The sequence below is a fragment of the Pseudomonas sp. PAMC25584 genome (assembly GCF_058135675.1).
In genome coordinates this window covers 5854879-5877259 of the sequence record NZ_CM176870.1, presented here as the reverse complement: position 1 = coordinate 5877259, position 22381 = coordinate 5854879, and the positions used below count along the sequence as shown (strand labels likewise).

General features: G+C 62.0%; 26 protein-coding genes. 11 read left to right on the top strand and 15 right to left on the bottom strand.

Features of this window, described 5'->3' with window-relative positions:
- Positions 1-30 precede the first annotated feature (30 nt).
- Complete coding sequence (locus ACS5Q8_RS27575; RefSeq protein WP_426099966.1) at positions 31-885, top strand: sulfurtransferase; 855 nt, start codon at positions 31-33, stop codon at positions 883-885.
- Positions 886-912: 27 nt separating this feature from the next.
- Here ACS5Q8_RS27575 and ACS5Q8_RS27570 read toward each other — a convergent pair whose 3' ends face one another.
- The 4 genes from ACS5Q8_RS27570 to ACS5Q8_RS27555 all read right to left on the bottom strand — a co-directional run bounded on the left by ACS5Q8_RS27570 (position 913) and on the right by ACS5Q8_RS27555 (position 5503).
- The gene (locus ACS5Q8_RS27570) at positions 913-1908 is read right to left on the bottom strand and encodes a hydrolase (protein WP_426099967.1); all 996 of its coding nucleotides are present in this window, start codon (positions 1906-1908) and stop codon (positions 913-915) included.
- Positions 1909-2050: 142 nt separating this feature from the next.
- Entirely contained in the window at positions 2051-2668 is a 618-nt protein-coding gene (gene rsmD / locus ACS5Q8_RS27565; protein WP_247400266.1) for a 16S rRNA (guanine(966)-N(2))-methyltransferase RsmD, read from the bottom strand.
- Positions 2668-4155: a M16 family metallopeptidase gene (locus ACS5Q8_RS27560; protein ID WP_443696133.1), complete on the bottom strand. Its 1488-nt coding sequence runs from the start codon at positions 4153-4155 to the stop codon at positions 2668-2670. The genes rsmD and ACS5Q8_RS27560 overlap by 1 nt, the downstream gene beginning before the upstream one ends.
- The gene (locus tag ACS5Q8_RS27555) at positions 4148-5503 is read right to left on the bottom strand and encodes a M16 family metallopeptidase (RefSeq protein WP_276195304.1); all 1356 of its coding nucleotides are present in this window, start codon (positions 5501-5503) and stop codon (positions 4148-4150) included. The genes ACS5Q8_RS27560 and ACS5Q8_RS27555 overlap by 8 nt, the downstream gene beginning before the upstream one ends.
- A 341-nt stretch (positions 5504-5844) precedes the next feature.
- Between ACS5Q8_RS27555 and ftsY the strand changes: the two genes are divergently transcribed.
- The 4 genes from ftsY to rpoH all read left to right on the top strand — a co-directional run bounded on the left by ftsY (position 5845) and on the right by rpoH (position 9856).
- The gene (ftsY, locus tag ACS5Q8_RS27550; protein ID WP_276195303.1) at positions 5845-7185 is read left to right on the top strand and encodes a signal recognition particle-docking protein FtsY; all 1341 of its coding nucleotides are present in this window, start codon (positions 5845-5847) and stop codon (positions 7183-7185) included.
- Positions 7182-7853, top strand: a complete 672-nt coding sequence (gene ftsE, locus ACS5Q8_RS27545; RefSeq protein WP_247400282.1) for a cell division ATP-binding protein FtsE — start codon at positions 7182-7184, stop codon at positions 7851-7853. The genes ftsY and ftsE overlap by 4 nt, the downstream gene beginning before the upstream one ends.
- Positions 7850-8872 (top strand): permease-like cell division protein FtsX, encoded by a 1023-nt coding sequence (ftsX, locus tag ACS5Q8_RS27540; protein ID WP_276195302.1) that lies wholly within the window; start codon positions 7850-7852, stop codon positions 8870-8872. The genes ftsE and ftsX overlap by 4 nt, the downstream gene beginning before the upstream one ends.
- Before the next feature lie 129 nt (positions 8873-9001).
- A complete protein-coding gene (gene rpoH / locus ACS5Q8_RS27535; protein WP_169376087.1) occupies positions 9002-9856 on the top strand; it encodes an RNA polymerase sigma factor RpoH in 855 nt (284 codons plus the stop codon).
- 122 nt (positions 9857-9978) lie between these two features.
- Here rpoH and mtgA read toward each other — a convergent pair whose 3' ends face one another.
- Complete coding sequence (mtgA, locus tag ACS5Q8_RS27530) at positions 9979-10701, bottom strand: monofunctional biosynthetic peptidoglycan transglycosylase (RefSeq protein WP_247400302.1); 723 nt, start codon at positions 10699-10701, stop codon at positions 9979-9981.
- Positions 10702-10775: 74 nt separating this feature from the next.
- Between mtgA and ACS5Q8_RS27525 the strand changes: the two genes are divergently transcribed.
- The 4 genes from ACS5Q8_RS27525 to trmB all read left to right on the top strand — a co-directional run bounded on the left by ACS5Q8_RS27525 (position 10776) and on the right by trmB (position 13037).
- Positions 10776-11156 (top strand): DUF423 domain-containing protein, encoded by a 381-nt coding sequence (locus ACS5Q8_RS27525; RefSeq protein WP_247400304.1) that lies wholly within the window; start codon positions 10776-10778, stop codon positions 11154-11156.
- Between the two features lie 85 nt (positions 11157-11241).
- Positions 11242-11442 (top strand): sulfur carrier protein ThiS, encoded by a 201-nt coding sequence (gene thiS, locus ACS5Q8_RS27520; protein WP_247400313.1) that lies wholly within the window; start codon positions 11242-11244, stop codon positions 11440-11442.
- 65 nt (positions 11443-11507) lie between these two features.
- Positions 11508-12302 (top strand): thiazole synthase, encoded by a 795-nt coding sequence (locus ACS5Q8_RS27515; protein WP_017845016.1) that lies wholly within the window; start codon positions 11508-11510, stop codon positions 12300-12302.
- A 9-nt stretch (positions 12303-12311) separates the two neighbouring features.
- Positions 12312-13037, top strand: a complete 726-nt coding sequence (trmB, locus tag ACS5Q8_RS27510; protein ID WP_465159653.1) for a tRNA (guanosine(46)-N7)-methyltransferase TrmB — start codon at positions 12312-12314, stop codon at positions 13035-13037.
- Positions 13038-13179: 142 nt separating this feature from the next.
- Here trmB and ACS5Q8_RS27505 read toward each other — a convergent pair whose 3' ends face one another.
- The 9 genes from ACS5Q8_RS27505 to ACS5Q8_RS27465 form a co-directional block, all read right to left on the bottom strand.
- A complete protein-coding gene (locus ACS5Q8_RS27505; RefSeq protein ID WP_276195300.1) occupies positions 13180-13503 on the bottom strand; it encodes a DUF3392 domain-containing protein in 324 nt (107 codons plus the stop codon).
- Between the two features lie 19 nt (positions 13504-13522).
- Positions 13523-14725, bottom strand: coding sequence for a radical SAM family heme chaperone HemW (gene hemW / locus ACS5Q8_RS27500; protein WP_465159652.1), 1203 nt, complete (start codon positions 14723-14725; stop codon positions 13523-13525).
- On the bottom strand, positions 14722-15318 hold the full coding sequence (rdgB, locus tag ACS5Q8_RS27495; protein ID WP_276195298.1) for an RdgB/HAM1 family non-canonical purine NTP pyrophosphatase: 597 nt from the start codon (positions 15316-15318) through the stop codon (positions 14722-14724). The genes hemW and rdgB overlap by 4 nt, the downstream gene beginning before the upstream one ends.
- Positions 15315-15749 (bottom strand): DUF4426 domain-containing protein, encoded by a 435-nt coding sequence (locus ACS5Q8_RS27490; protein WP_276195297.1) that lies wholly within the window; start codon positions 15747-15749, stop codon positions 15315-15317. Before ACS5Q8_RS27490 ends, rdgB begins: the two co-directional genes overlap by 4 nt.
- Before the next feature lie 21 nt (positions 15750-15770).
- Positions 15771-16391 carry a methionine biosynthesis protein MetW gene (metW, locus tag ACS5Q8_RS27485; protein WP_247407941.1) on the bottom strand — a complete coding sequence of 207 codons (621 nt, stop codon included), beginning with the start codon at positions 16389-16391 and terminating at the stop codon, positions 15771-15773.
- A gap of 7 nt (positions 16392-16398) precedes the next feature.
- Positions 16399-17538, bottom strand: coding sequence for a homoserine O-succinyltransferase MetX (metX, locus tag ACS5Q8_RS27480; protein ID WP_247407940.1), 1140 nt, complete (start codon positions 17536-17538; stop codon positions 16399-16401).
- Between the two features lie 104 nt (positions 17539-17642).
- Positions 17643-18230 (bottom strand): YggT family protein, encoded by a 588-nt coding sequence (locus ACS5Q8_RS27475; protein WP_247407939.1) that lies wholly within the window; start codon positions 18228-18230, stop codon positions 17643-17645.
- A gap of 39 nt (positions 18231-18269) precedes the next feature.
- Positions 18270-19088, bottom strand: coding sequence for a pyrroline-5-carboxylate reductase (gene proC, locus ACS5Q8_RS27470; protein WP_276195296.1), 819 nt, complete (start codon positions 19086-19088; stop codon positions 18270-18272).
- Positions 19089-19121: 33 nt separating this feature from the next.
- Positions 19122-19808 (bottom strand): YggS family pyridoxal phosphate-dependent enzyme, encoded by a 687-nt coding sequence (locus ACS5Q8_RS27465; protein ID WP_253399929.1) that lies wholly within the window; start codon positions 19806-19808, stop codon positions 19122-19124.
- Between the two features lie 57 nt (positions 19809-19865).
- Between ACS5Q8_RS27465 and ACS5Q8_RS27460 the strand changes: the two genes are divergently transcribed.
- A complete protein-coding gene (locus ACS5Q8_RS27460; RefSeq protein WP_276195295.1) occupies positions 19866-20900 on the top strand; it encodes a type IV pilus twitching motility protein PilT in 1035 nt (344 codons plus the stop codon).
- Between the two features lie 151 nt (positions 20901-21051).
- Here the strand turns inward: ACS5Q8_RS27460 and ACS5Q8_RS27455 are convergent, their stop codons facing one another.
- A complete protein-coding gene (locus ACS5Q8_RS27455) occupies positions 21052-21687 on the bottom strand; it encodes a C40 family peptidase (RefSeq protein WP_247407654.1) in 636 nt (211 codons plus the stop codon).
- Between the two features lie 250 nt (positions 21688-21937).
- Between ACS5Q8_RS27455 and ACS5Q8_RS27450 the strand changes: the two genes are divergently transcribed.
- Positions 21938-22366: a TM2 domain-containing protein gene (locus ACS5Q8_RS27450; protein ID WP_017845004.1), complete on the top strand. Its 429-nt coding sequence runs from the start codon at positions 21938-21940 to the stop codon at positions 22364-22366.
- The last annotated feature ends 15 nt before the right edge of the window (positions 22367-22381 follow it).

Here is a 22381-nt window from a genome sequence, read left to right as displayed (position 1 = left end):
CTTTCCCGAATCTGTTCACAGGAGTCCGTCATGCCGCTTGCCCAACTGATCAGCCCCCAGCAACTGGCCGAGCGCCAACAGCGCGGCGCTCTGGTGCTACTTGACTGCCGCTTTGCCCTGGAAGATCCGGACTACGGCCTGTGCAGCTATGCCGAAGGGCATATCGAGGGCGCGCAATATGCCGACCTGGAGCGTCATCTCAGCGGGCCGGTGACCAAGGGTGTGACCGGGCGTCACCCGTTGCCGCAGGCGCAGGCGTTGGCCGAGCAACTGCGTGTCTGGGGCGTGAACGCCGATACCGATGTGGTGCTCTACGACGACGGCCCCGGTGCCTTTGCTGCCCGCGCTTGGTGGTTGCTGGCCTGGCTGGGCAAGCGCGACGGCGTGTTTATCCTGGACGGTGGCCTGAAGGCCTGGCATTCAGCCGGTTTCCCGTTAAGCCTGGATGCGCCGTTGATCGAGCGCGGCACCTTGGTCGGCGCGCCGGACAATCGCCTGCTGCTGGATGCCGAGCAGTTGCAAAAACGCCTGGGCCAACCGGGCCTGACCCTGATCGACGCCCGCGCCCAGCCGCGCTTTCGCGGCGATGTCGAGCCTATCGATCCGATTGCCGGGCACATTCCCGGTGCGCAATGTGCGGCGTTCACCGAAAACCTCGGCAGCGACGGGCGTTTTTTGCCGGCCGAGCAGCTCAAGCAGCGCTTCGCCGCCCAGTTGCAAGGCCGTTCGCCGGATGAATTGGTGGCGTATTGCGGTTCGGGCGTGACGGCGTGCCATAACCTGTTCGCCCTGAGCCTGGCGGGTTACCCGTTGGGCACGTTGTATGCGGGGTCGTGGAGTGAGTGGATTACCGATCCGGCGCGGGAAATCGCGACGGGCGACTAAGTTGTCCTGCGCATAAACCCACATGGTTTAACGGGGTTGTGTCAGCAACCATTGCGGAATCCGCCGCTCCAGGTAGTAACCGGGGCGCTTCAGGGAGCCATCGACAAACCCCACATGCCCACCCTTGGCCAGCAATTCGAACTCGGTGCAATCCGACAATTCGCTGGCTTCGGGCAGGCTATGGGTGAACACAAACGGGTCATCGGCCGCGTGGATGATCAGGGTCGGCGTGCGGATATCGCCCAGGTAGTAACGGCTCGACGCGCGGCGGTAATAGTCTTCGGCACTCAGGAAACCATGCAGCGGCGCGGTGACCCGGCCGTCGAAGTCCCAGAACGTGCGCATCTTCTCCAGAGACCCGAGTGACGCCAGGGTTTTAAGCCCTTCAGCACGACCATCCTGTAAAAAGCGGCTTTGTTTGACGCGGATATACGCGACCATCTCGCGCATGAAGTGCTTCTGATACACCCGCGAAAAGCCCAGGCCGATGCGATCGGCGCACTGATCCAGGCGAAACGGCACCGACACCGCCGCCGCACCTTGCAGCCCCGAATTCGCGCCGGTTTCGCCCAAATGCTTGAGCAGCACATTGCCGCCGAGGGAATAACCCACCGCATACAACGGCGCCAACGGCCGCTTGGCGCGCAGATGCGCAATCGCTGCCGCCAAATCTTCGCTGGCGCCCGAGTGGTAGCTGCGCGCCAACAGGTTTGGCTCCCCCGAGCAACCGCGCCAGTTCAAGGCCGCACTGGCCCAACCTTGGGCGGCGAGGACTTTTTGCAGGCCGGCCACGTAAGGCGAATTGGACGAGCCGGTCAGCCCATGCAGCACCAGTACCAGCGGCGCAAGTGCGTCATGGGGGCCATGCCAGTCGAGGTCGAGAAAGTCGCCGTCGTCCAGCCATAGGCGTTCGCGTTGCCGTTCGAGGTGCGTCGTGGGGCGCCACAGCGGGCCCCACAGCGTTTGCAGGTGTGGATTGCCGAGGCCGAAGGCGGGTTTGAACAGGTCTGAAGAAGGGGTCATGACACTCTCTGTAGCACGCGGACTCACTGTGGCGAGCGAGCTTGCTCGCGTTGGGCTGCGCAGCAGCCCCATGAAGAACGCCGCATTTATTCAGTCAGAACACTATTTCAGCCCGGCGCGAGCAAGCCCGCTCGCCACAGGTTTAGACCGCGGGCTGTACCGAGCGCTGCCACAGCGCGTAATACACCCGCCCGGATTTCTGTTCCCGGTGCAGGCGCCAGCTCCCGGGCAGGCCCAGGCTGGACGGCGCGCTCTCGCTTTCGGTGTAGATCCACGCGTCCGGCGCCAGCCATTGGCGCTCTTCGAGCAACGCGCACACGGTCGGCAACAGGTTCTGGTTGAACGGAGGATCGAGGAACACCACGTCGTATTCGCTGGCGGCCTGGGTTTCCAGGTAGCGCAGCGCGTCGGCGGTCTGGACCTGGCCGTTGGTGCAGCGCAGGGTGCCCAGGTGTTCCTTGAGGCTGGACACCGCCACGTTGCTGGCATCCAGCGCCTGTGCCTGGGCCGCGCCACGGGACAAGGCCTCCAGGAACAGCGCGCCGCTGCCGGCAAACGGGTCGAGTACCTTGGCCCCGGCGATGTACGGCGCCAGCCAGTTGAACAGGGTTTCGCGCACGCGATCCGGCGTTGGGCGCAGGCCCACGACGTCGGGGAAGCTGAGCTTGCGGCTGCCCCATTCACCGCCAATGATGCGCAGTTGGCCCACACCGTTATGCACGTTGTGGACAGGTTTTTTCGGGCGAGATGAACTGGCCATTAATGCTCCGGAACCCCGAGCGGCTGCTCGGCAGGTTTATCAGTGGGGGGCGGTAGTGGCTTTTGCGCAGTCGTCGGGCCGGCGGTCACGATGACCATCTTGTCGGCGCTCAGGTGTTTATTCAAAGCCGCTTTGACCTGCTCTACGGTCAGGGCCTGGGATTGTTTCATGAAATCTTCCAGATAGCTCAGCGGCAGGTTGTAGAAACCCATGGCGCCCAGTTGCCCGACGATATCGGCGTTGCTTGCGGTGGACAGCGGGAAGCTGCCGCTGAGCTCGCGCTTGGCGTCATCCAGCTCCTTTTGTGTCGGGCCGGTCTTGAGATAGTCAGCCAGCACCTCTTCCACCAGGCGCAGGGTGCCGCCGCTCATTTCCGCGCGGGTCTGCAGGTTGATCATGAACGGGCCGCGCACCTGCATCGGTGAGAATCCGGAGTAGACGCCGTAGGTCAGGCCGCGCTTTTCGCGAACTTCACTCATTAAGCGGGTGCCGAAGCCACCGCCGCCGAGGATCTGGTTGCCCAGGGACAGGGCGGCGTAGTCCGGGTCGGCGCGATCGATGCCCAGTTGGGCGAACAGCAGGTGCGTCTGCTTGGATGGGAACTCGATATGGCTCAAACCGGCCTTGGGCTCGGTCGGCTGGGCGATCTTCGCCAGCGCCGGGCCTTTGGGCAGTGATGCAGAAACCTTGGCGGTCATGGCTTCGGCCTCGGCGCGAGTCAGGTCGCCCACCACGGCAATCACTGCGTTACCTGCGGCATAGGCCTTGGCGTGGAATGCCTGCAACTGCGCCTGGGTGATCTTCGGGACGCTCTCGGCCGTGCCTTCGCTCGGGTGAGCATACGGGTGGTCGCCGTACAGGCGCTTGAACAGCTCCAGGCTCGCCAGTTTGCCGGGGTTCTGCTTCTGGTACTCAAAGCCGGCGAGGATCTGGTTCTTGATGCGCGCCAGGGAGTCGGCGGGGAAAGTCGGTTTGCCGATCACCTGGTCAAACAGCGCCAGGGCGGCGTCGCGCTTGTCGCTGTCGCTCAGGCTGCGCAGGGAGACCAGCGCCATGTCGCGGTAAGCGCCATTGCCAAAGTCCGCGCCGAGGCCTTCAAAACCGCTGGCGATCTGGCTCACATTCTTGCCTGGCACGCCTTCGTTGAGCATGGCGTTGGTCATCAGCGCCACGCCCGGGACGTCGCCGTCATGGCTGCTGCCGGCGGCGAACAGGATGCGCATGTCGAACATCGGCAATTCGTGGGCTTCGACGAACAGCACCTTGGCGCCTTCGGCGGTGTTCCAGGTTTGCACGTCGAGCTTGCGGTTGGTCGGCGCCTTGCCGTCCAGCTCCGCCAGGGATTGCAGCGTGTTGGCCGACTGGGCTTTTTCCAGGGCCGGGCTGGCGACGGATTCGCTTGGGCGCAGGAAATACACGGCGCTCGCCGCGATCAAGGTGACGGCGATCAGGCCGGGCAGGATCAGGCTGCGTTTGCGATCACTCATGAGCGGTCTCCTCAGGCAGGACATGGGCGACGCTGAGACGTTCGCGGGTGAAGTAAGTACGTGCGGCCTTCTGGATATCGTCCGGGGTCACGCTTTGCAGGTCGGCCAGTTCGGTGTCCATCAGTTTCCAGGACAGGCCGACGGTTTCCAGGGAGCCTATGGCGGTGGCCTGGCTGGTAATGGAGTCACGCTGGTAGACCAAGCCGGCGATGACCTGAGCGCGGATACGCTCCAGCTCTTCGGCGGTCGGCGGCTTGCCTTTGAGTTCTTCCAGCAGGCGCCACAGGCCGGCTTCGGCTTGGGCGATGGTCTTTTTCTTCTGTTGGTTGGGGGTGGCGCTCAGGGTGAACAGGCTGTCACCGCGGGTGTAGGCGTCGTAGTGGGTGGAGGCGGCGGATACCAGCTCTTCACCCCGTTCCAACTGTTCCGAAATACGTGCGCTGTAGCCGCCATCGAGCAGGGCCGAGATCAGGCGCAGGGCTTGTACCGAGCGTTTGTCTGTCGCGGTGGCCAGGCCGGGCACGTTGAAGCCCAGGATCACGCTCGGCAGTTGGGTTTGCACATGCAGGGTCAGCAAGCGCTCGCCGGGCTCGGCCAGTTCCAGCGGGATCTTGGCCGGCGGTACATCACGCTTGGGGATTGGGCCGAAGTAGCGCTGGGCCAGGTTCTTCACCTCGTCCGGGGTCACGTCGCCGACCACTACCAGGGTGGCGTTATTCGGCACATACCAGGACTGGTACCAGTGGCGCAGCTCTTCGACCTTCATGCGGTCCAGGTCGGCCATCCAGCCGATGGTCGGCGTGTGGTAGCCGCTGGCCGGGAACGCCATGGCCTTGAAGCGCTCGAAGGCCTTGGACATCGGGCTGTCGTCGGTGCGCAGGCGGCGTTCTTCCTTGATCACCTCGATCTCGCGGCTGAACTCGTCGGCCGGCAGGCGCAGGCTGGCCATGCGGTCGGCTTCGAGTTCGAAGGCGACACCCAGGCGGTCACGCGCCAGCACCTGGTAATAGGCGGTGTAGTCGTCGCTGGTGAAGGCGTTTTCTTCGGCGCCCAGGTCGCGCAGGATCAGCGAGGCTTCGCCGGGGCCGACCTTGGCGCTGCCCTTGAACATCATGTGTTCCAGTGCGTGGGACAAGCCGGTCTGGCCCGGGGTTTCGTAGCTCGAACCGACTTTGTACCAGACCTGGGAAACCACCACCGGCGCGCGATGATCTTCGCGCACGACCACTTTGAGGCCGTTATCCAGGGTGAATTCATGGGTGGGTTGTGGGTCGGCAGCCAAGGCTGAGAGGGGCAGACAAACTGTGCTGAGCAGCAGGCCTGCGGCGCGGCGGGCTAGAGCATTCATTCGTTTTTAAACCTGTTGGGCTGCCCGCTTGGTCTTAGCGTCGGCGGGCGAGGAGGTGCTAGGATACTGATCCGATTTGGGGACGGCCACTGCGGTCGTCATACCGTTCTGGATTCAGTTGTAGGATTGTTGGAGTTCGCGGCGGTTTTATCCGACGATCTTCCACTTTTCGCCGATTTTATCGCTTCAATCCCATATTGAATCGATTTGTTGAGGCGCTTATTTACGCCTCATAAAATGTTGCGCATGAACGAGCGGGCGTTAAAGCAGTCTGTTCTTCATTGAATTTTTATTTACCGAGGCGCCCTTGGCGCGTCGCTACCTTGAGATAGCCGTCCTCCATGTTTGGTTCCAACGACGACAAGAAGAGCCCAGCTGCGGCTGGCGAGAAAAAAGGCCTGTTCGGATGGCTGCGCAAAAAGCCGCAGGAAACCGTCGTCGAACAGCCGCAGGTTCAATCTGAGCCGATCCCGGAGCCCGTCGTAGACGCCGCACCGCTGGCGCCGGTGGTGTTGCCGATGGCTGAACCGGTGTTGCAGCCGGTGGTTGAAACCGCATCGGAGCCCGAGCACAAGCCGTGGCTGGAACTGCCGGTGGCCGAAGAGCCCGTGGCACTGGTCGACGATGTGCAGGCCGAGCACTTGACGCCGCCGATTCCGCTGGTTGAGCCGGTGGCGGTCGAGCCGACTCCCGCGCCCGCCGTGATTGAGCCGCCTGCCGAGCCCGAGCCCGTTGTTGCTGCCGAAACCAGCAAAACCGGGTTCTTTGCCCGTCTCAAGCAAGGCCTGAGCAAAACCAGCGCAACCATCGGCGAAGGGATGGCCAGCCTGTTCCTGGGCAAAAAGACCATCGATGACGAACTGCTGGAAGACATCGAGACTCGCCTGCTGACCGCTGACGTGGGCGTCGAAGCCACCGCCGTGATCATCCAGAGCCTGACCCAGAAGGTCGCGCGCAAGCAGTTGACCGACGCCGATGCGCTGTACAAATCCCTGCAGGCCGAACTGACCGCGATGCTCAAACCGGTGGAAGCGCCGCTGGTGATCAGCCAGAAGACGCCGTTCGTGATCCTTGTGGTGGGCGTCAACGGTGCTGGCAAGACCACCACCATCGGCAAACTGGCCAAGAAGCTGCAACTGGAAGGCAAGAAAGTCATGCTCGCCGCCGGCGATACCTTCCGCGCCGCCGCCGTCGAGCAGCTGCAGGTCTGGGGCGAACGCAACAAGATCCCGGTGATCGCCCAGCACACCGGTGCCGATTCCGCGTCGGTGATCTTCGATGCCGTGCAAGCCGCAAAGGCCCGTAACATTGACGTGCTGATCGCCGATACCGCCGGTCGCCTGCACACCAAAGACAATCTGATGGAAGAGCTGAAGAAAGTGCGCCGCGTGATCGGCAAGCTCGACGCCGAAGCCCCGCACGAAGTCTTGCTGGTGCTCGACGCCGGTACGGGCCAGAACGCTATCAGCCAGGCCAAACAATTCCACCAGACGGTGCAATTGACCGGCCTGGCATTGACTAAGCTCGACGGCACGGCCAAGGGCGGCGTGATCTTCGCCCTGGCCAAACAGTTCGGGTTGCCGATTCGTTACATCGGCGTCGGTGAAGGTATCGACGACCTGCGCACCTTTGAAGCCGAACCCTTTGTCCAGGCACTGTTTGCCGAGCGGGAGCGTTCATGATTCGATTCGAACAGGTCGGTAAACGCTACGCCAACGGGCATGTCGGCTTGCATGAGCTGAGCTTTCGAGTGCGTCGCGGCGAATTCTTGTTTGTCACCGGCCATTCGGGTGCCGGCAAAAGTACCCTGTTGCGCTTGCTGCTGGCCATGGAACGCCCGACCACCGGCAAACTGCTGCTGGCGGGCCAGGACCTTGCCACCATCAGCAATTCGCAGATTCCGTTCCTGCGCCGCCAGATCGGCGTGGTGTTCCAGAACCACCAGTTGCTGTTCGATCGCACGGTGTTCAATAACATTGCACTGCCGTTGCAGATCCTTGGGCTGTCCAAGGCCGAAATCATCAAACGTGTGGACTCGGCCCTGGAGCGCGTGGCGCTGTCGGACAAGACCGACCTCTATCCCGGCGACCTGTCCACCGGCCAGCAACAGCGCGTCGGCATCGCTCGCGCCATCGTCCACCGTCCGGCCTTGCTGCTGGCGGACGAACCCACCGGTAACCTCGACCCGCGCCTGGCGGCCGAGATCATGGGCGTGTTCGAAGACATCAATCGCCTGGGCACCAGTGTGCTGATCGCCAGTCACGACCTGGCACTGATCGCGCGTATGCGCCATCGCATGCTGACCCTGCAACGCGGTCGCCTGATCGGTGACGGGGAGGCCGGCGTATGAGTGCGACACGCAGCCCCAAGGTTTCCGAGCGCGTGGCGCCGAAACCGGCCGACCCGCAACCGAAAAAGAAAAAACACGACGAAGACGATGGCCCCGACTTCGCCACGCTGCTGCGCGCCTGGGTCGAAAACCACCGTGCCAGCCTGCTCGACAGCCTGCGCCGCCTGGCCAAGCAGCCAATCGGCAGCTTTTTCACCTGCATGGTGATGGCAGTGGCCTTGAGCCTGCCGATGGGCTTGTCACTGCTGCTTAATAATGTGGAGCGCCTTGGCGGTTCCTGGCAACGCGCGGCTCAGATTTCGCTGTACCTGAACCTGGACGCCAGCGCCAAAGATGGCGAGGCCTTGCGCGAAGAGATCAAGAACCTGCCGGGCGTGGCGGATGCCGAGTACATCAGCCGCGATCAGGCCCTTGAGGAATTCCAGCAACAGTCAGGCTTGGGTGAGGCGCTCAAAGAGCTGCCGCAGAACCCGCTGCCGGGCGTGGTGCTGGTGACACCCAATGAAGTCGACAAGCCAGCGCTGGAAGCCCTGCGACAAAAACTCGCAGAGATGCCCAAGGTGCAACAGGCGCAACTTGATCTAGTCTGGGTAGAGCGCCTGGCGGCGATTCTCAAGCTGGGTGACCGCTTTGTGTTCGGCCTGACGGTATTGTTGGTGTCTGCATTACTTTTGGTGATAGGTAATACCATTCGTCTTCATATTGAAAACCGCCGCACCGAGATAGAAGTGATTAAACTGGTCGGCGGCACGGACAGCTATGTGCGTCGTCCTTTTCTGTACATGGGCGCGCTTTATGGCTTCGGTGCGGGAATTTTGTCCTGGGGCTTATTGGCGTTCGGCCTGGACTGGCTGAACGACGCGGTTATCGGGCTGGCCGGCTTGTACGGCAGTGATTTCGCCCTGGCCGGAGTGCCGGTCGCAGATGGTCTGTCGCTCTTGCTTGGCGCGGTCTTGTTGGGGTATATCGGTGCGTGGATTGCGGTCGCACGGCATTTACGTGAGCTGGCACCGAAGTAGTTAATGTCAGATTAATGTGGTTTCGTTTGTATTGACCGTATCAGTGGTTTAGGGAACTTGTCTTACGGTTCCCGGTCAATTTTCGCAGTGCTGAACTGCACGAGTTATGTGAGTCGGAGGTTTTTTCGTATGACCACTTCTTTGCAACCTGTCTATGCCTTGGCCCCAGGTGCGAACCTTGAGGCCTATGTGCATACGGTCAACAGCATTCCATTGCTGACGCCGGAGCAGGAGCGTGAACTGGCCGAGAGTCTCTACTATGAGCAGGATTTGGGGGCGGCTCGGCAGATGGTGCTCGCCCACCTGCGTTTTGTCGTACATATCGCCCGTAGCTATAGCGGCTACGGCCTGGCCCAGGCAGACCTGATCCAGGAAGGCAACGTCGGCCTGATGAAGGCTGTGAAGCGCTTCAACCCGGAAATGGGTGTGCGCCTGGTGTCGTTCGCCGTGCATTGGATCAAGGCGGAAATCCACGAGTTCATCCTGCGCAACTGGCGCATCGTGAAAGTCGCGACCACCAAGGCCCAGCGCAAGCTGTTCTTCAACCTGCGCAGCCAGAAAAAACGCCTGGCGTGGCTGAACAACGAGGAAGTCCACCGCGTGGCCGAAAGCCTTGGTGTGGAACCGCGTGAAGTGCGCGAGATGGAAAGTCGCCTGACCGGCCATGACATGGCCTTCGACCCGGCCGCCGAAGCGGACGACGACAGCGCCTTCCAATCGCCGGCCAACTACCTGGAAGACCACCGGTACGACCCGGCGCGTCAACTCGAAGATGCCGATTGGAGCGACAACTCCAACCACAACCTGCACGAAGCGCTGGAAGTGCTGGACGACCGTAGCCGTGACATCCTCTACCAGCGCTGGCTGGCCGAAGAAAAAGCCACGCTGCACGACTTGGCGCAGAAGTACAACGTGTCGGCCGAGCGAATTCGTCAGCTTGAGAAAAGCGCGATGAACAAGCTGAAGCTGTCGATCGCTGCTTAAAAGTGTGGGAGGGGGCTTGCTCCCGATAGCAGAGTGTCAGTCGACATCAAGGTGACTGATCCACCGCTATCGGGGGCAAGTCGAATCGTCGCACCGCCCCTCCCACATTTGTCTGTGTTGTGTCAGTCGGACCAGGGTGCCTTGCGCGAATTGTTCAACTCAACCAAATAGCCATCCCCACCCAACTGGCCCATCTGCTGGCGAATCCACGCCGCCCGCCGCGCCACATACGCCGTCGGATGGCTGGCGCTCCACACCCGCGGATTGGGCAACACCGCCGCCAGGTAGCTGGCCTGCTGCCGAGAAAGCGCCTTGGCACTCACCCCAAAGTGATGGCGCGCCGCTGCTTCGGCGCCGAACACCCCTTCATCCCATTCCACGCTGTTGAGGTATACCTCAAGAATCCGCTGCTTGGGCCACAGTACTTCGATCAGCCCGGTAAACCAGGCCTCCAGGCCCTTGCGCAGATAACTGCGGCCGGCCCACAGGAACAGGTTCTTCGACACCTGCTGGCTCAGCGTACTGGCGCCACGGATCGAGCCGCCGCGCTCGTTGTGCAGGATTGCCGCCTGGATCGCGCCAAAATCGAAGCCCCAATGCTCGGGGAAACGCTGGTCTTCACCCGCCATCACCGCCACTTTGAGGTCGTTGGAAATCTCATCCCACGGCACCCAGGTGCGCTGCAGGTCAATCGGCTCGCCGTCAAACCAGGACTCGATCTTGCGCTCCACCATCAGCGCGGTGAACGGCGGCGGTACGACACGAAACAGCAGCACCAGCAACACGCTGCCGATGGCAAACCATTTCACGACTTTGAAAACACGACTGAAGAGGATACGCAGCATAGAGATGGCTTGGCCGAACCCGTTGAGCGGGCCATTATACAGACCCTGCCCAATGAGTCTGACTGGAGTTCCTCATGCTGCGTGGCTTTCTGATGTTGGCTGCCTTTTTCGGCTTCACCGGTGTCGCTCTCGGTGCGTTCGCCGCCCACGGCCTGAAAAACCGCCTGAGCGCCGAGTACCTGGCGATCTTCCATACCGGCGTGACCTACCAATTGGTCCACACCCTGGCGCTGTTCGGCGTGGCGCTGCTCGCCGCGCACCTGCCCGGACGCCTGGTCACGTGGGCGGGCGTGTCGTTTGTCGTCGGCATCCTGCTGTTCTCCGGCAGCCTGTACGTGCTGACGATGACCGGCATCAGCAAGCTCGGCATCATCACGCCGTTTGGCGGCCTGGCGTTTCTGCTCGGTTGGTTCCTCCTGGGGCTGGCGGCGTGGCGCTTGCAACTGGCGGCTTGAAGCGCGCTGCTGATCAAAGGGTCTTGGGCCAGCTACGCCAATCGGGCTAGAATGCTTGCCCCTAAAAACGATGGCGGCCCATGGCATGCGCATTCAGTTGAACGGCGAATCCCTTGAACTGCCCGACGGCGAAACCGTCGCGGCCCTGCTGACCCGTCTGGACCTGACTGGGCGTCGCGTCGCAGTGGAACTCAACCAGGATATCGTCCCGCGTAGCCAGCACGCCGAGACCGCGCTCACCGAAGGTGATCAGGTGGAAGTGGTCCACGCCATCGGCGGCGGCTAGTCCTTCGCGCCACGCCTTTGTGGCCCCGAATTCTGCAGAACCTCACCCCATTTCGAGGATTTCCCATGAGCATCGTTCGTAGCGACAAGCCCTTCGTCCTGGCCGGTCGTACCTACCAGTCCCGTCTGCTGGTCGGCACCGGCAAGTACCGCGACATGGAAGAAACCCGCCTGGCCATCGAAGCCTCGGGCGCCGAGATCGTGACCGTGGCCGTGCGTCGCACCAACATCGGCCAGAACCCGGGCGAACCGAACCTGCTGGATATCCTGCCGCCGGACCGCTACACCATCCTGCCGAACACCGCCGGGTGCTACGACGCCATCGAAGCCGTGCGCACCTGCCGCCTGGCCCGTGAACTGCTCGACGGCCACAATCTGGTGAAGCTGGAAGTACTGGCCGACCAGAAAACCCTGTTCCCCAACGTGATCGAAACCCTCAAGGCCGCCGAAACCCTGGTCAAGGAAGGCTTCGACGTGATGGTCTACACCAGCGATGACCCGATCATCGCTCGCCAACTGGCTGAAATCGGCTGCATCGCCGTGATGCCGCTGGCCGGGCTGATCGGCACTGGCCTTGGGATCTGCAACCCGTACAACCTGCAGATCATCCTCGAAGAAGCCAAGATCCCGGTGCTGGTGGATGCCGGCGTGGGGACTGCCTCCGACGCCACCATCGCCATGGAACTGGGCTGCGAAGCGGTGCTGATGAATTCGGCCATCGCCAATGCCCAACAGCCGATCATGATGGCCGAAGCCATGAAACACGCCATCGTCGCGGGCCGCCTGGCCTACCTCGCCGGGCGCATGCCGAAGAAACTCTACGCCAGCGCCTCCTCGCCGCTGGATGGTCTGATCAAGTAAGAGCCATTGATGACTGAATCAAAAGAAACGCCGAACACCGTGGAACAGGGCGACGAGTCCAAGCACCGCCGCATCAAGAGTTTTGTGATGCGCGCCGGTCGCATGACCGAAGGCCAGCAAAAGGGCCTGGAGCAAGGCACGCCGCTGTTCGTCCTGCCCCTGGCCGATGCGCCGGTGGACTATGACCCAGTGTTCGGCCGTTCGGCCCCGCGCTCCCTGGAAATCGGCTTCGGCATGGGCCACTCCCTGCTGGAAATGGCCGCAGCCGCGCCGGAACAGGATTTCATCGGTGTGGAAGTCCACCGCCCGGGTGTCGGCGCGCTGCTCAATGGCGTGCTGACTCAGGGGTTGACCAACCTGCGGGTCTACGACTGCGACGCGATTGAAGTGCTCAACCGCTGCATCGCCGACAACAGCCTCGACCGCCTGATGCTGTTTTTCCCGGACCCATGGCACAAAAGCCGTCACCACAAGCGCCGCATCGTCCAGGCGTCTTTCGCCGAGTTGGTGCGTAGCAAGCTGAAAGTCGGCGGCGTCCTGCACATGGCCACCGACTGGGAACCCTACGCGCAATACATGCTGGAAGTGATGAACGTCGCCCCCGGCTACCGCAACCTCGCCGAAGACGGCAAATGCGTGCCACGCCCGACCGAACGCCCGATCACCAAGTTCGAACGTCGCGGCGAGCGGTTGGGGCATGGGGTGTGGGATTTGAAGTTCGAGAAGCTGGCTTAACCCGCGCTCGGCATTGGAATGCAGTAAAAATGTGGGAGGGGGCTTGCCCCCGATAGCTGAGTGTCAGTCGACATCAAGGTGACTGAGCCACCGCTATCGGGGGCAAGCCCCCTCCCACATTTGTTTTATGTTGGGTTTGAGATCAGCGGCGGTCTGCGACGACGCCGATCAACACCAGCACCACCACCAATACCGGCGCCAGGCTGTAGTTATTGAACTGGCTCAACCCCCGCACAATCCACGGCGTGGCGTAGATCAGCGCCGCGCCGCTGCCGATCATGCACAGCAGGGCCATCAACGGCACGCGCAATGCGCCGGCGATGCTGCCGAGGCGGGCTTCGACCCAGCTTTTGATGTCGGCCCCGAACAGCACCAACAGGCAGCCGACGAGGGCCAGGGAGATTTCCGACAGGTTGCTGCGGCTCCAGCGGGATACCGTGGCGAGCAGGTCGAGTACCAAATCCATTCGATTTCCTTAAGAGCGATCAGCTCAAAAACTTCTGCAGCAGGTCATTGAGAAAGAGTTGCCCGCGGTCGGTCGCCGCCAGGCGTGACGGTTCGACCTGCATTAAGCCACTTTGTTCTGCTTCGGTGCGGCCTTCGGCGAGGCTCGCCAGGTCCAGCCCGGTGCGTTCGGCGTAGAGCTTGGCGTCGACGCCTTCGGTGAGGCGCAGGGCGTTCATCAGGAACTCGAACGGCAGCTCTTCGTTGGTCAGCTCCTTCGCGCCGGCCAGGAAACTTTTGGCCGGGTTTAGGTAGTCCTTCGGTGCGCGGGTCTTCCAGGTACGGACGATGCGCCCGTTCGGGTGGCTGAGCTTGCCGTGTGCGCCAGCACCGATGCCGATGAAGTCACCAAAGCTCCAGTAGTTGAGGTTGTGTCGCGCCGCACGCCCCGGTTGCGCATAGGCCGAGACTTCATATTGCGCGTAACCGTGTTCGGCCAGCAGCGCCTGGCCGGCTTCCTGGATATCCCACAGGGTGTCGTCTTCCGGCAGCGTTGGCGGCTGGTTCCAGAAGACGGTGTTGGGCTCCAGGGTCAGTTGGTACCACGATAGATGGGTCGGATTGAGCGCGATGGCCTGGCGCAGGTCGCTCAGCGCGTCGTCCAAGGACTGATCGGGCAAACCGTGCATCAGGTCCAGGTTGAAGTTGTCGAACCCGGCCTGGCGCGCCATGCCGGCGGCGCGCACGGCTTCATCGCCATTGTGGATGCGGCCCAGGGCTTCGAGTTTTTCCTGCTGGAAGCTCTGGATGCCGATGGACAGGCGATTGATTCCCAGCTTGCGGTAAGCCACGAACTTTTCTTGCTCGAACGTCCCCGGGTTGGCTTCCAGGGTGATCTCGATGTTGTCGGCAAACGGGATGCGCGCTTGTACGCCCTTGAGCAGGCGGCCCAGCGCGACGGCGCTGAACAGGCTCGGCGTGCCGCCACCGAAGAAGATCGAGCTCAGCTCCCGACCATAAACGGCGTGTAGGTCCTGATCGAGGTCGGCCAGCAGCGCGTCGACGTACTCTTCTTCCGGTAACACTGGGCTGGCGGTGTGGGAGTTGAAGTCGCAATAAGGGCATTTGCGCACGCACCACGGGATGTGGATGTACAGCGCCAGGGGCGGCAATTGGGGCAGGGCCGCACGGGGTGTTTGCGCGCCGCCGTGGATCAGCGGCTGCGCAGAGGTGTTCTCGGTCATTTCAAGCTCAGGCGTTGGCGCAGCAAAGCCATGGCGCGGGCGCGGTGGCTGATCTGGTTTTTGTCGGCCGGGCTCAGTTCGGCGCTGGAGACATTGCGCTCCGGCACCCAGAACAGCGGGTCATAGCCAAACCCATGTTCACCGCTGGCCGCATGCAGGATGCGCCCGTGCCACAGGCCTTCGCAGAGGATCGGCAGCGGATCATCGGCATGCCGCACCAGGGCCAGCACACAGACAAACTGCGCGCCGCGCTCGGCATCCGGCACGTCCTTGAGGGCGTCGAGCAGCTTGGCGTTGTTCGCCGCGTCGCCTTTACCGTCGGCATAACGCGCCGAGTAGATGCCGGGGGCGCCGCCGAGGAAATCCACCGCCAGGCCCGAGTCGTCCGCCAGCGCCGGCAGGCCGGACAGGCGTGCGGCGTTGCGCGCTTTGAGGATAGCGTTTTCGACGAACGACAGGCCCGTCTCTTCCGGCTCGACCTGGCTGAACTCGCCGATCGAACGCAGTTGCACGGACTCGCCGAGCATGGCCTGGAGTTCTTTGAGTTTGCCAGCGTTATGGCTGGCCAGTACGAGTTGAGTCAGGTTCATCATTCTGCCGGAAACAGTTCCTGATTGAATTGGAAACCATGGGCCTTGCCGCCGGCTTCAACGTTGATGGTGAAAACTCGTACTTCCTGTTGCGGTACGTTGTAGGGCGCGAGGTAATAGATCGCACCTTTCTCGGTAATCTGCTTGAACGTCAGGATTTCGCTCCTGCCGCTCAGGTCCTTGATCGTGCCGGTCACTTGCGCGGCCACGGGCGTCACGCCCTTGACCACGGCCACGTTGATCAACCCCTTGTTCTTACTGCGTACCACGCCAACCGCCTGGGCCGTTTCGGGTTGCAGGAAGCTGGAAGTGAAGGTGTTGTAGTGCACGGTGATATCGCCAAATTCTTTCTGGCGCTTACTGTCGATAGCATCGGCGGCCATGGCGCTTGCGCCCAGGCATGCGGTGAGTAGAAAAACAGCCAGACGACTCATGAGCGTCCCTCTTGAAAATGATTAGACGGCAATCTTGTGATCTGTCAGGCCAGGGCTGCTGACCCGGTAAATCCCGATTTCGCCCAACAGGTTGGGCCATAGTTTACTTGCCCAGCCGTGGCGGTGCTGTTGATCGACGGCAAGGCGGTTGATCACCTTGGCTTCCCGCTCGCTACACAGGGCTTCGAAGTCTTCGAAGGTGCAAAAGTGGATGTTCGGTGTGTTGTACCACGTGTACGGCAGGAAATCCGAGACCGGCATGCGGCCCTTGGTGGCCAGGTACCAGCGGCAGCGCCAGTGACCGAAGTTGGGGAAGGTGATGATGCACTGGCGGCCGACGCGCAGCATTTCGTCGAGGATGCGGTCCGGGTAATGCACCGCTTGCAAGGCCTGGGTCATCACCACGACGTCGAAGCTGTTGCTGGCAAAGTTGCCCAGGCCCTTGTCCAGGTCCTGCTCGATCACGTTGATGCCCTTGGCCACGCACTGGGCGATGTTGTCCGGGTCGTTTTCCAGGCCGTAGCCGGTGACTTGCTTGTGGTCGCGCAGCCAGCTCAGCAGTTCGCCATCGCCGCAGCCAAGGTCGAGCACGCGGCTGCCGGCGGGTATCCAGTCTTGGATGATTTCCAGGTCGGCTCTCATGGCGTTCTCACAAAATTATGCGGTTCATGTAGTTGCTGAACGCCTGCAGATAACGAGGGATCGGGATCAGGAAGGCGTCGTGGCCTTGCGGAGCATCGATTTCCAGGTAGCAGACGTCTTTCTTCGCCGCCATCAAGGCATCCACCAGTTCCCGCGAGCGGGCTGGCGAGAAGCGCCAGTCGGTGGTGAACGACATCACGCAGAACTTGGCCGACGCGCCCTCGAAGGTTTTCGCCAGGTCGTCGTCGAAGTTGGCCGCCGGGTCGAAGTAGTCCAGGGCCTTGGTCATCAGCAGGTAGGTGTTGGCGTCAAACCGCCCGGAGAACTCTTCGCCCTGATACCGCAGGTAGCTTTCCACCTGGAACTCGACGCTGTGGAAGTCGTAGTTGAGCTTCTCGCTCTTGAGGCCACGGCCGAATTTCTCACCCATGGAGTCGTCGGACAGGTAGGTGATATGCCCGACCATCCGCGCCAGCATCAAGCCGCGCTTGGGGATCACGCCGGCTTCCTGGAACGAACCGCCGTGAAAGTCCGGGTCGGTCAGGATCGCCTGGCGCGCCACTTCGTTGAAGGCGATGTTCTGCGCCGACAACTTGGGGGCCGAGGCGATGGCCAGGCAATGGCGCACGCGATCGGGGTAAGTGATGGTCCACTGCAGGGCTTGCATGCCGCCGAGGCTGCCGCCGATCACGGCGGCCCATTGCCGGATGCCCAGCAGGTCGGCCAGACGCGCCTGGCTGTGTACCCAGTCTTCCACGGTCAGTACCGGGAAGTCGGCGCCGAAGGGCTTGCCGGTTTCCGGGTTGAGGCTGCTGGGGCCGGTCGAGCCGTTGCAGCCGCCGAGGTTGTTCAGGCTGACCACAAAGAATTTGTTGGTATCGATGGGTTTGCCGGGGCCGATGCAGCTGTCCCACCAGCCGGGCTTGCGCTCGTCGACGCTGTGGAAGCCGGCGGCATGATGATGGCCGGACAAGGCGTGGCAGATCAGCACGGCGTTGCTCGCGGTGGCGTTCAACTGGCCGTAGGTTTCATAGATCAGGTCGTAGGCTGGCAGCGAACGGCCGCAGGCCAGGGCCAGCGGTTCGCTGAAGTGCGCCACTTGGGGCACGACCAGTCCAACAGAATCGGGGGGGAAGGCAGTTGGCATCGACCCTGCTCTCGTTTAAATGAGGCGTAAGTCTAAAGACCGCTGCCCCTAGCGGCAAGCAAAGGCCGGAGGTTATCCGGCCCTGACACACAAGCGGGGCTGAATCAGATCAGCCCGAACAGCTCTTTGGGCATGAACGCGTAGAACGCAAGGCGCGGGATCACCCAGCTTTGCAGGAGCTGGATCGCGATAAACGCGAAGATCGGCGAGATATCCAGGCCGCCCAGGTTGGGGATCAAGCGGCGGAACGGCGCCAGCACGGGTTCGGTGATCTGGGCGACCAGTTCGGCCCCGGGGCTGCGGCTGCCGGGTGCGACCCACGAGAGGATCACGCTGATGATCATCGACCAGAAGATGATCTTTAAAAACAGCGAGAAAACCCCGATCAGCGCCCATGGCAACAGCAGGAGGGTCAAGGCCTGGTAGCCACTGAGCGTCAGGATCACCGCGAACAGCAGGATCTGCAGCAGCAGCGCCAGTACCAGCGAGGACATGTCCAGCCCAAACAGGCTAGGGATCACCCGGCGCAGGGGCTTGAGCAACGGCTGGGTGGCCTTCACCACGAACTGGCACAGCGGGTTGTAGAAGTTCGCCCGCACCAATTGCAGGATAAAGCGCATCAGCACGATCAGCAGGTACAGGCTGCCTAGGGTCTGGATGATGAAAATGGCAGCGTCATTGATTCCGAGCATGTTCGATTCCTATCTAGTCCTGTTGCAGGTTGGGGACGACTATTTGCCCAGTTGCTCGGCCATCTCGGCCGAACGATGTGCCGCGGCACCCAGTGCTTTTTCCACCAGGGCTTCGAAGCCCCCGGCCTGGAACGATTCGATGGCGGCTTGCGTGGTGCCGCCCGGGGAGGTCACACGGCGGCGCAACTCGGCGGCATCCACGTCGCTGGATACGGCCATCTGTGCGGCGCCCAGGGCGGTTTGCTCGGCCAGTTGCTCGGCGATGTCCTGGGGCAGGCCCAGTTTCACGCCGGCAGCGGTCATGGCCTCGATCAGCAGGAAGAAGTACGCCGGGCCACTGCCGGAGACGGCGGTCACTGCGTCCAGTTGCTGCTCCTGTTCCAGCCACACGGCGAGGCCAACGGCAGACAGCAGCGCCTGAGCCTGGTCACGCTGTTCGGCGCTGACTCCGGCGGTTGCATACAAACCGCTCACGCCTTTGCGCAGCAGCGCCGGGGTGTTGGGCATGCAGCGCACGATGGGCTGGGCGCCGAGCCAGTTGGTCATGCTGGCGCAGGTGATGCCGGCGGCAATGGACACCACCAACTGGTGGGGCTGCAGGCTCGGGCGCAGGCTTTCGCACACGGCCTTCATGGCTTGCGGCTTGACCGCCAGCACGATCACGTCGACGCCCTGGATGGCCTCGGCGTTGTCGGCGAAGGTGTCGATACCGTGCTCGGCGCTGACGCGGGTGCGGGTTTCGGCGCCGGGGTCGCTGGCACGGATCTGTTGGGCTTGCAGGCCCTTGGCCCGCAGGCCGCCGATCAGGCTGGCCGCCATGTTGCCGGCGCCGATAAAGGCAATACGCGTGTTGCTCATGACAGGTCCTTATTCAGTGGGAGGTCAGCCATTTCACGGCTGGCCGTAGTCGCGGGCGCCAAACAGGGCGGTACCGATCCGCACCCAGGTGGCGCCTTGGGCGATGGCCGACTCAAGGTCGTGGCTCATGCCCATGGAAAGTGTGTCGAGCGGCAGGTTCAGGCTGGCCTGCAGGTCGCGGACGGTGGCGAAGGCGGCGTCCTGCGCGGCGCGGTCTTCCGTCGGCTCAGGGATCGCCATCAGGCCCCGCAGTTTTACGCGCGGCAGGGCGCTGATCGCTTGGGCCAGGGCCGGCAGGTCGGCGGGCGTGCAGCCGGACTTGCTGGCTTCGCCACTGACGTTGACCTGGATGCAGATGTTCAGCGGCGGCAGGTCGGCCGGGCGTTGTTCAGACAGGCGTTGTGCAATTTTCAGACGGTCCACGGAGTGCACCCAAGCGAAGTTCTCGGCGATCGCACGAGTCTTGTTCGATTGAATGGGGCCGATGAAGTGCCAACTCAAGGGCAGGTCGGTTAATTCGGCCTGTTTGCCCAAGGCTTCCTGCAGGTAGTTTTCGCCGAAATCACACATCCCGGCGGCATAGGCTTCGCGCACGGCTTGCGCGGGCTTGGTCTTGCTCACGGCCAGCAGGTGGATGCTGTTTGCGTCACGTTGCACGGCGTCGGCTGCGGCGCGGATGCGCTGGCTAACCAGGCCAATGTTGTCTGCTATCGTCGACATTCAAGATGCGCCCGTGGATATGGAGTCCGCGGCATTCTACTGGAAATGGAAAGCCCTATGGATATCACTGAATTACTCACGCAAAGCGTGCACCGGGGCGCCTCCGACCTGCACCTGTCGGCCGGCCTGGCGCCGATGCTGCGGGTGGATGGCGAGGTATGGCCGCTGGATGGGCCGGTGCTGTCAGCCACTCACGTGGCGGATTTGCTTAGCCCTTTGCTCAACCGCTATCAACAAAAGGATTTCGAAACATCTCTTGAAACGGATTTTGCCTTCGAACTGCCCGGCGTGGGGCGATTCCGGGTGAATGTGTTCCAGCAGGCGCGCGGCATGGGCGCGGTGTTTCGTAGCATCCCCGCGCAGGTCCAGAGCCTGGAAAGCCTTGGGTTGGGCGCTGTGTTCCAGCGTATCGCCCAGTTGCCGCGCGGCCTGGTGCTGGTGACCGGGCCCACCGGCTCGGGCAAGTCCACCACCCTGGCGGCGATGGTCGATCACCTCAACCAGCATCGGCGCCAGCACATCCTCACGCTGGAAGACCCCATCGAATTTATCCACCTGCCCAACCGGTCCCTGATCAACCAGCGCCAGGTGCATCGCGACACCCAGAGTTTTTCGGCTGCCTTGCGCTCGGCGCTGCGGCAAGACCCGGATGTGATCCTGGTGGGTGAACTGCGTGACCTGGAAACCATCCGCCTGGCGCTGACGGCGGCTGAGACCGGGCATCTGGTCTTCGGCACCCTGCACACCGCGTCGGCGGCCAAGACCGTGGATCGCCTGGTGGACGTGTTCCCGGCGGGGGAAAAGCCCATGGTCCGCTCGATGCTCTCGGAGTCGCTGCAGGCGGTGGTGTCCCAGGTGCTGGTCAAGAAGATCGGCGGTGGGCGCGTGGCGGCCCATGAAGTCATGCTGAGCACGCCGGCCATTCGCAATCTGATCCGCGAAGACAAGCTGGCGCAGATGGTCTCGGCCATGCAGACCGGCGGGGCGTTGGGGATGAAGACGCTGGATATGAGTTTGAAGGCGTTGGTCACGGAGGGCGTGATCAGCCGGGAAGCGGCGCGGGAGAAGGCGAGGGTGCCGACAGACATATGAGATCTTGTGGGCAATGAAATCAAATGTGGGAGGGGCTTGCCCCCGATTGCAGTGGGTCAGCTACAGATAAGCTGACTGGTCCACCGCTATCGGGGGCAAGTCGAATCGTCGCACCGCCCCTCCCACATTGGTACTGTATTCCAGCTTTAGATCAACGTTGGACGATCCGCAGGTTGTTCTGTTCTTTCGGCAGAACCCGTTTGGCGATCACGTAGTTCTTGTCCCAGAACGGCTTCTTCAGCGTATCGATGCTGACCGACTTGCCACGACGCGGTGCGTGGATAAAGCGGTCGTTGCCCAGGTAGATGGCAACGTGGTTAACCTGGCGGCTCTTCAATTTGAAGAACAGCAGGTCGCCCGGTTTCAAGTCCTTGCGATCAACCTTCTGCCCGTGGCCGGCGGCCATGGCGTTGGAGGTGCGCGGTAAATCCACGGCGGCAACGTTGTTAAACGCATATTTCACCAAGCCGCTGCAGTCGAAGCCTTTACTTGGGCTGCTGCCGCCCCAACGATAAGGTGTACCGAGCACATTAACGGCGCGGCTGAGGACGGTGCTGCTTTGCTTGGTGTTGCCTGCCATCAGGCCGGGTGCTGCCTTACCGTGGGCCTTGCTCAGTTGAGTCGGGCGGCTGACGGTGGGCTTTACGGATTTGGCCGTGCTGGGCGTGCTGTGAACTTTAGGGGTGAAACCGTTGACGTTAGGAAGTCGTTGCTCACGATTGGTGGCGTGGGCGGCCAGTGGCATTAATAGGCAAATGGTTAGCCATGTCTTGAAAAATGGTCGCATTAGGCGTGGCTCTTATGGGTTTGCGCGCAACTTTATAACAGCTTTTTGTGTCGTTCTCAGGCCGTTTGTCGACTGAACCTTGGGGTCAAACTCAGGAAATGCGCGACGAATCGCCGCAATTGTCCTACACAAGTCAGGTGGCATAAGGCTTTCAGGGGAGGGAAGATACCATCGGCCATACGTCGGGCGCATGTAAAAAAGTCACAAAGAAAGTGAAAAAATTTATCTATCGCAGCCAAAGAGGTACTCCATGAACACCTATCGACAGGATGTTTCGCAGCAAGACACCCACAGCAAGGTGATCGGTTACCTGCTCTGGATTTTTGGTTTTACCGGCGCGCATCGCTTCTATTACGGCAAACCCGTCACTGGGACGATCTGGTTTTTCACGTTGGGCTTGTTGGGTATTGGCTGGCTGATCGACTTGTTCCTGATTCCGGCCATGGACCGTGAAGCCGACCTGCGTTTTACCGCCGGCCCGATCGAATACAACGTGGCCTGGATTCTGTTGGCGTTTCTCGGGGTGTTCGGTGTACACCGGATGTACCAGGGCAAATGGATCACCGGCCTGCTCTACCTGCTGACCGGCGGCCTGTTTCTGGTGGGGGTGCTGTATGACTTCTGGACGTTGAATACGCAGATTTCGATCCGTAACGCCGAGCTAAGGGGCGGGCGCTGAATCTCTCACCCATAC

Coding starts and splice junctions, on each gene's coding strand:
- ACS5Q8_RS27575 (WP_426099966.1), top strand. CDS start 31: ATGCCGCTTGCCCAACTGATCAGCCCCCAGCAACTGGCCGAGCGCCAA.
- ACS5Q8_RS27570 (WP_426099967.1), bottom strand. CDS start 1,908: ATGACCCCTTCTTCAGACCTGTTCAAACCCGCCTTCGGCCTCGGCAAT.
- rsmD (WP_247400266.1), bottom strand. CDS start 2,668: ATGGCCAGTTCATCTCGCCCGAAAAAACCTGTCCACAACGTGCATAAC.
- ACS5Q8_RS27560 (WP_443696133.1), bottom strand. CDS start 4,155: ATGAGTGATCGCAAACGCAGCCTGATCCTGCCCGGCCTGATCGCCGTC.
- ACS5Q8_RS27555 (WP_276195304.1), bottom strand. CDS start 5,503: ATGAATGCTCTAGCCCGCCGCGCCGCAGGCCTGCTGCTCAGCACAGTT.
- ftsY (WP_276195303.1), top strand. CDS start 5,845: ATGTTTGGTTCCAACGACGACAAGAAGAGCCCAGCTGCGGCTGGCGAG.
- ftsE (WP_247400282.1), top strand. CDS start 7,182: ATGATTCGATTCGAACAGGTCGGTAAACGCTACGCCAACGGGCATGTC.
- ftsX (WP_276195302.1), top strand. CDS start 7,850: ATGAGTGCGACACGCAGCCCCAAGGTTTCCGAGCGCGTGGCGCCGAAA.
- rpoH (WP_169376087.1), top strand. CDS start 9,002: ATGACCACTTCTTTGCAACCTGTCTATGCCTTGGCCCCAGGTGCGAAC.
- mtgA (WP_247400302.1), bottom strand. CDS start 10,701: ATGCTGCGTATCCTCTTCAGTCGTGTTTTCAAAGTCGTGAAATGGTTT.
- ACS5Q8_RS27525 (WP_247400304.1), top strand. CDS start 10,776: ATGCTGCGTGGCTTTCTGATGTTGGCTGCCTTTTTCGGCTTCACCGGT.
- thiS (WP_247400313.1), top strand. CDS start 11,242: ATGCGCATTCAGTTGAACGGCGAATCCCTTGAACTGCCCGACGGCGAA.
- ACS5Q8_RS27515 (WP_017845016.1), top strand. CDS start 11,508: ATGAGCATCGTTCGTAGCGACAAGCCCTTCGTCCTGGCCGGTCGTACC.
- trmB (WP_465159653.1), top strand. CDS start 12,312: ATGACTGAATCAAAAGAAACGCCGAACACCGTGGAACAGGGCGACGAG.
- ACS5Q8_RS27505 (WP_276195300.1), bottom strand. CDS start 13,503: ATGGATTTGGTACTCGACCTGCTCGCCACGGTATCCCGCTGGAGCCGC.
- hemW (WP_465159652.1), bottom strand. CDS start 14,725: ATGACCGAGAACACCTCTGCGCAGCCGCTGATCCACGGCGGCGCGCAA.
- rdgB (WP_276195298.1), bottom strand. CDS start 15,318: ATGATGAACCTGACTCAACTCGTACTGGCCAGCCATAACGCTGGCAAA.
- ACS5Q8_RS27490 (WP_276195297.1), bottom strand. CDS start 15,749: ATGAGTCGTCTGGCTGTTTTTCTACTCACCGCATGCCTGGGCGCAAGC.
- metW (WP_247407941.1), bottom strand. CDS start 16,391: ATGAGAGCCGACCTGGAAATCATCCAAGACTGGATACCCGCCGGCAGC.
- metX (WP_247407940.1), bottom strand. CDS start 17,538: ATGCCAACTGCCTTCCCCCCCGATTCTGTTGGACTGGTCGTGCCCCAA.
- ACS5Q8_RS27475 (WP_247407939.1), bottom strand. CDS start 18,230: ATGCTCGGAATCAATGACGCTGCCATTTTCATCATCCAGACCCTAGGC.
- proC (WP_276195296.1), bottom strand. CDS start 19,088: ATGAGCAACACGCGTATTGCCTTTATCGGCGCCGGCAACATGGCGGCC.
- ACS5Q8_RS27465 (WP_253399929.1), bottom strand. CDS start 19,808: ATGTCGACGATAGCAGACAACATTGGCCTGGTTAGCCAGCGCATCCGC.
- ACS5Q8_RS27460 (WP_276195295.1), top strand. CDS start 19,866: ATGGATATCACTGAATTACTCACGCAAAGCGTGCACCGGGGCGCCTCC.
- ACS5Q8_RS27455 (WP_247407654.1), bottom strand. CDS start 21,687: ATGCGACCATTTTTCAAGACATGGCTAACCATTTGCCTATTAATGCCA.
- ACS5Q8_RS27450 (WP_017845004.1), top strand. CDS start 21,938: ATGAACACCTATCGACAGGATGTTTCGCAGCAAGACACCCACAGCAAG.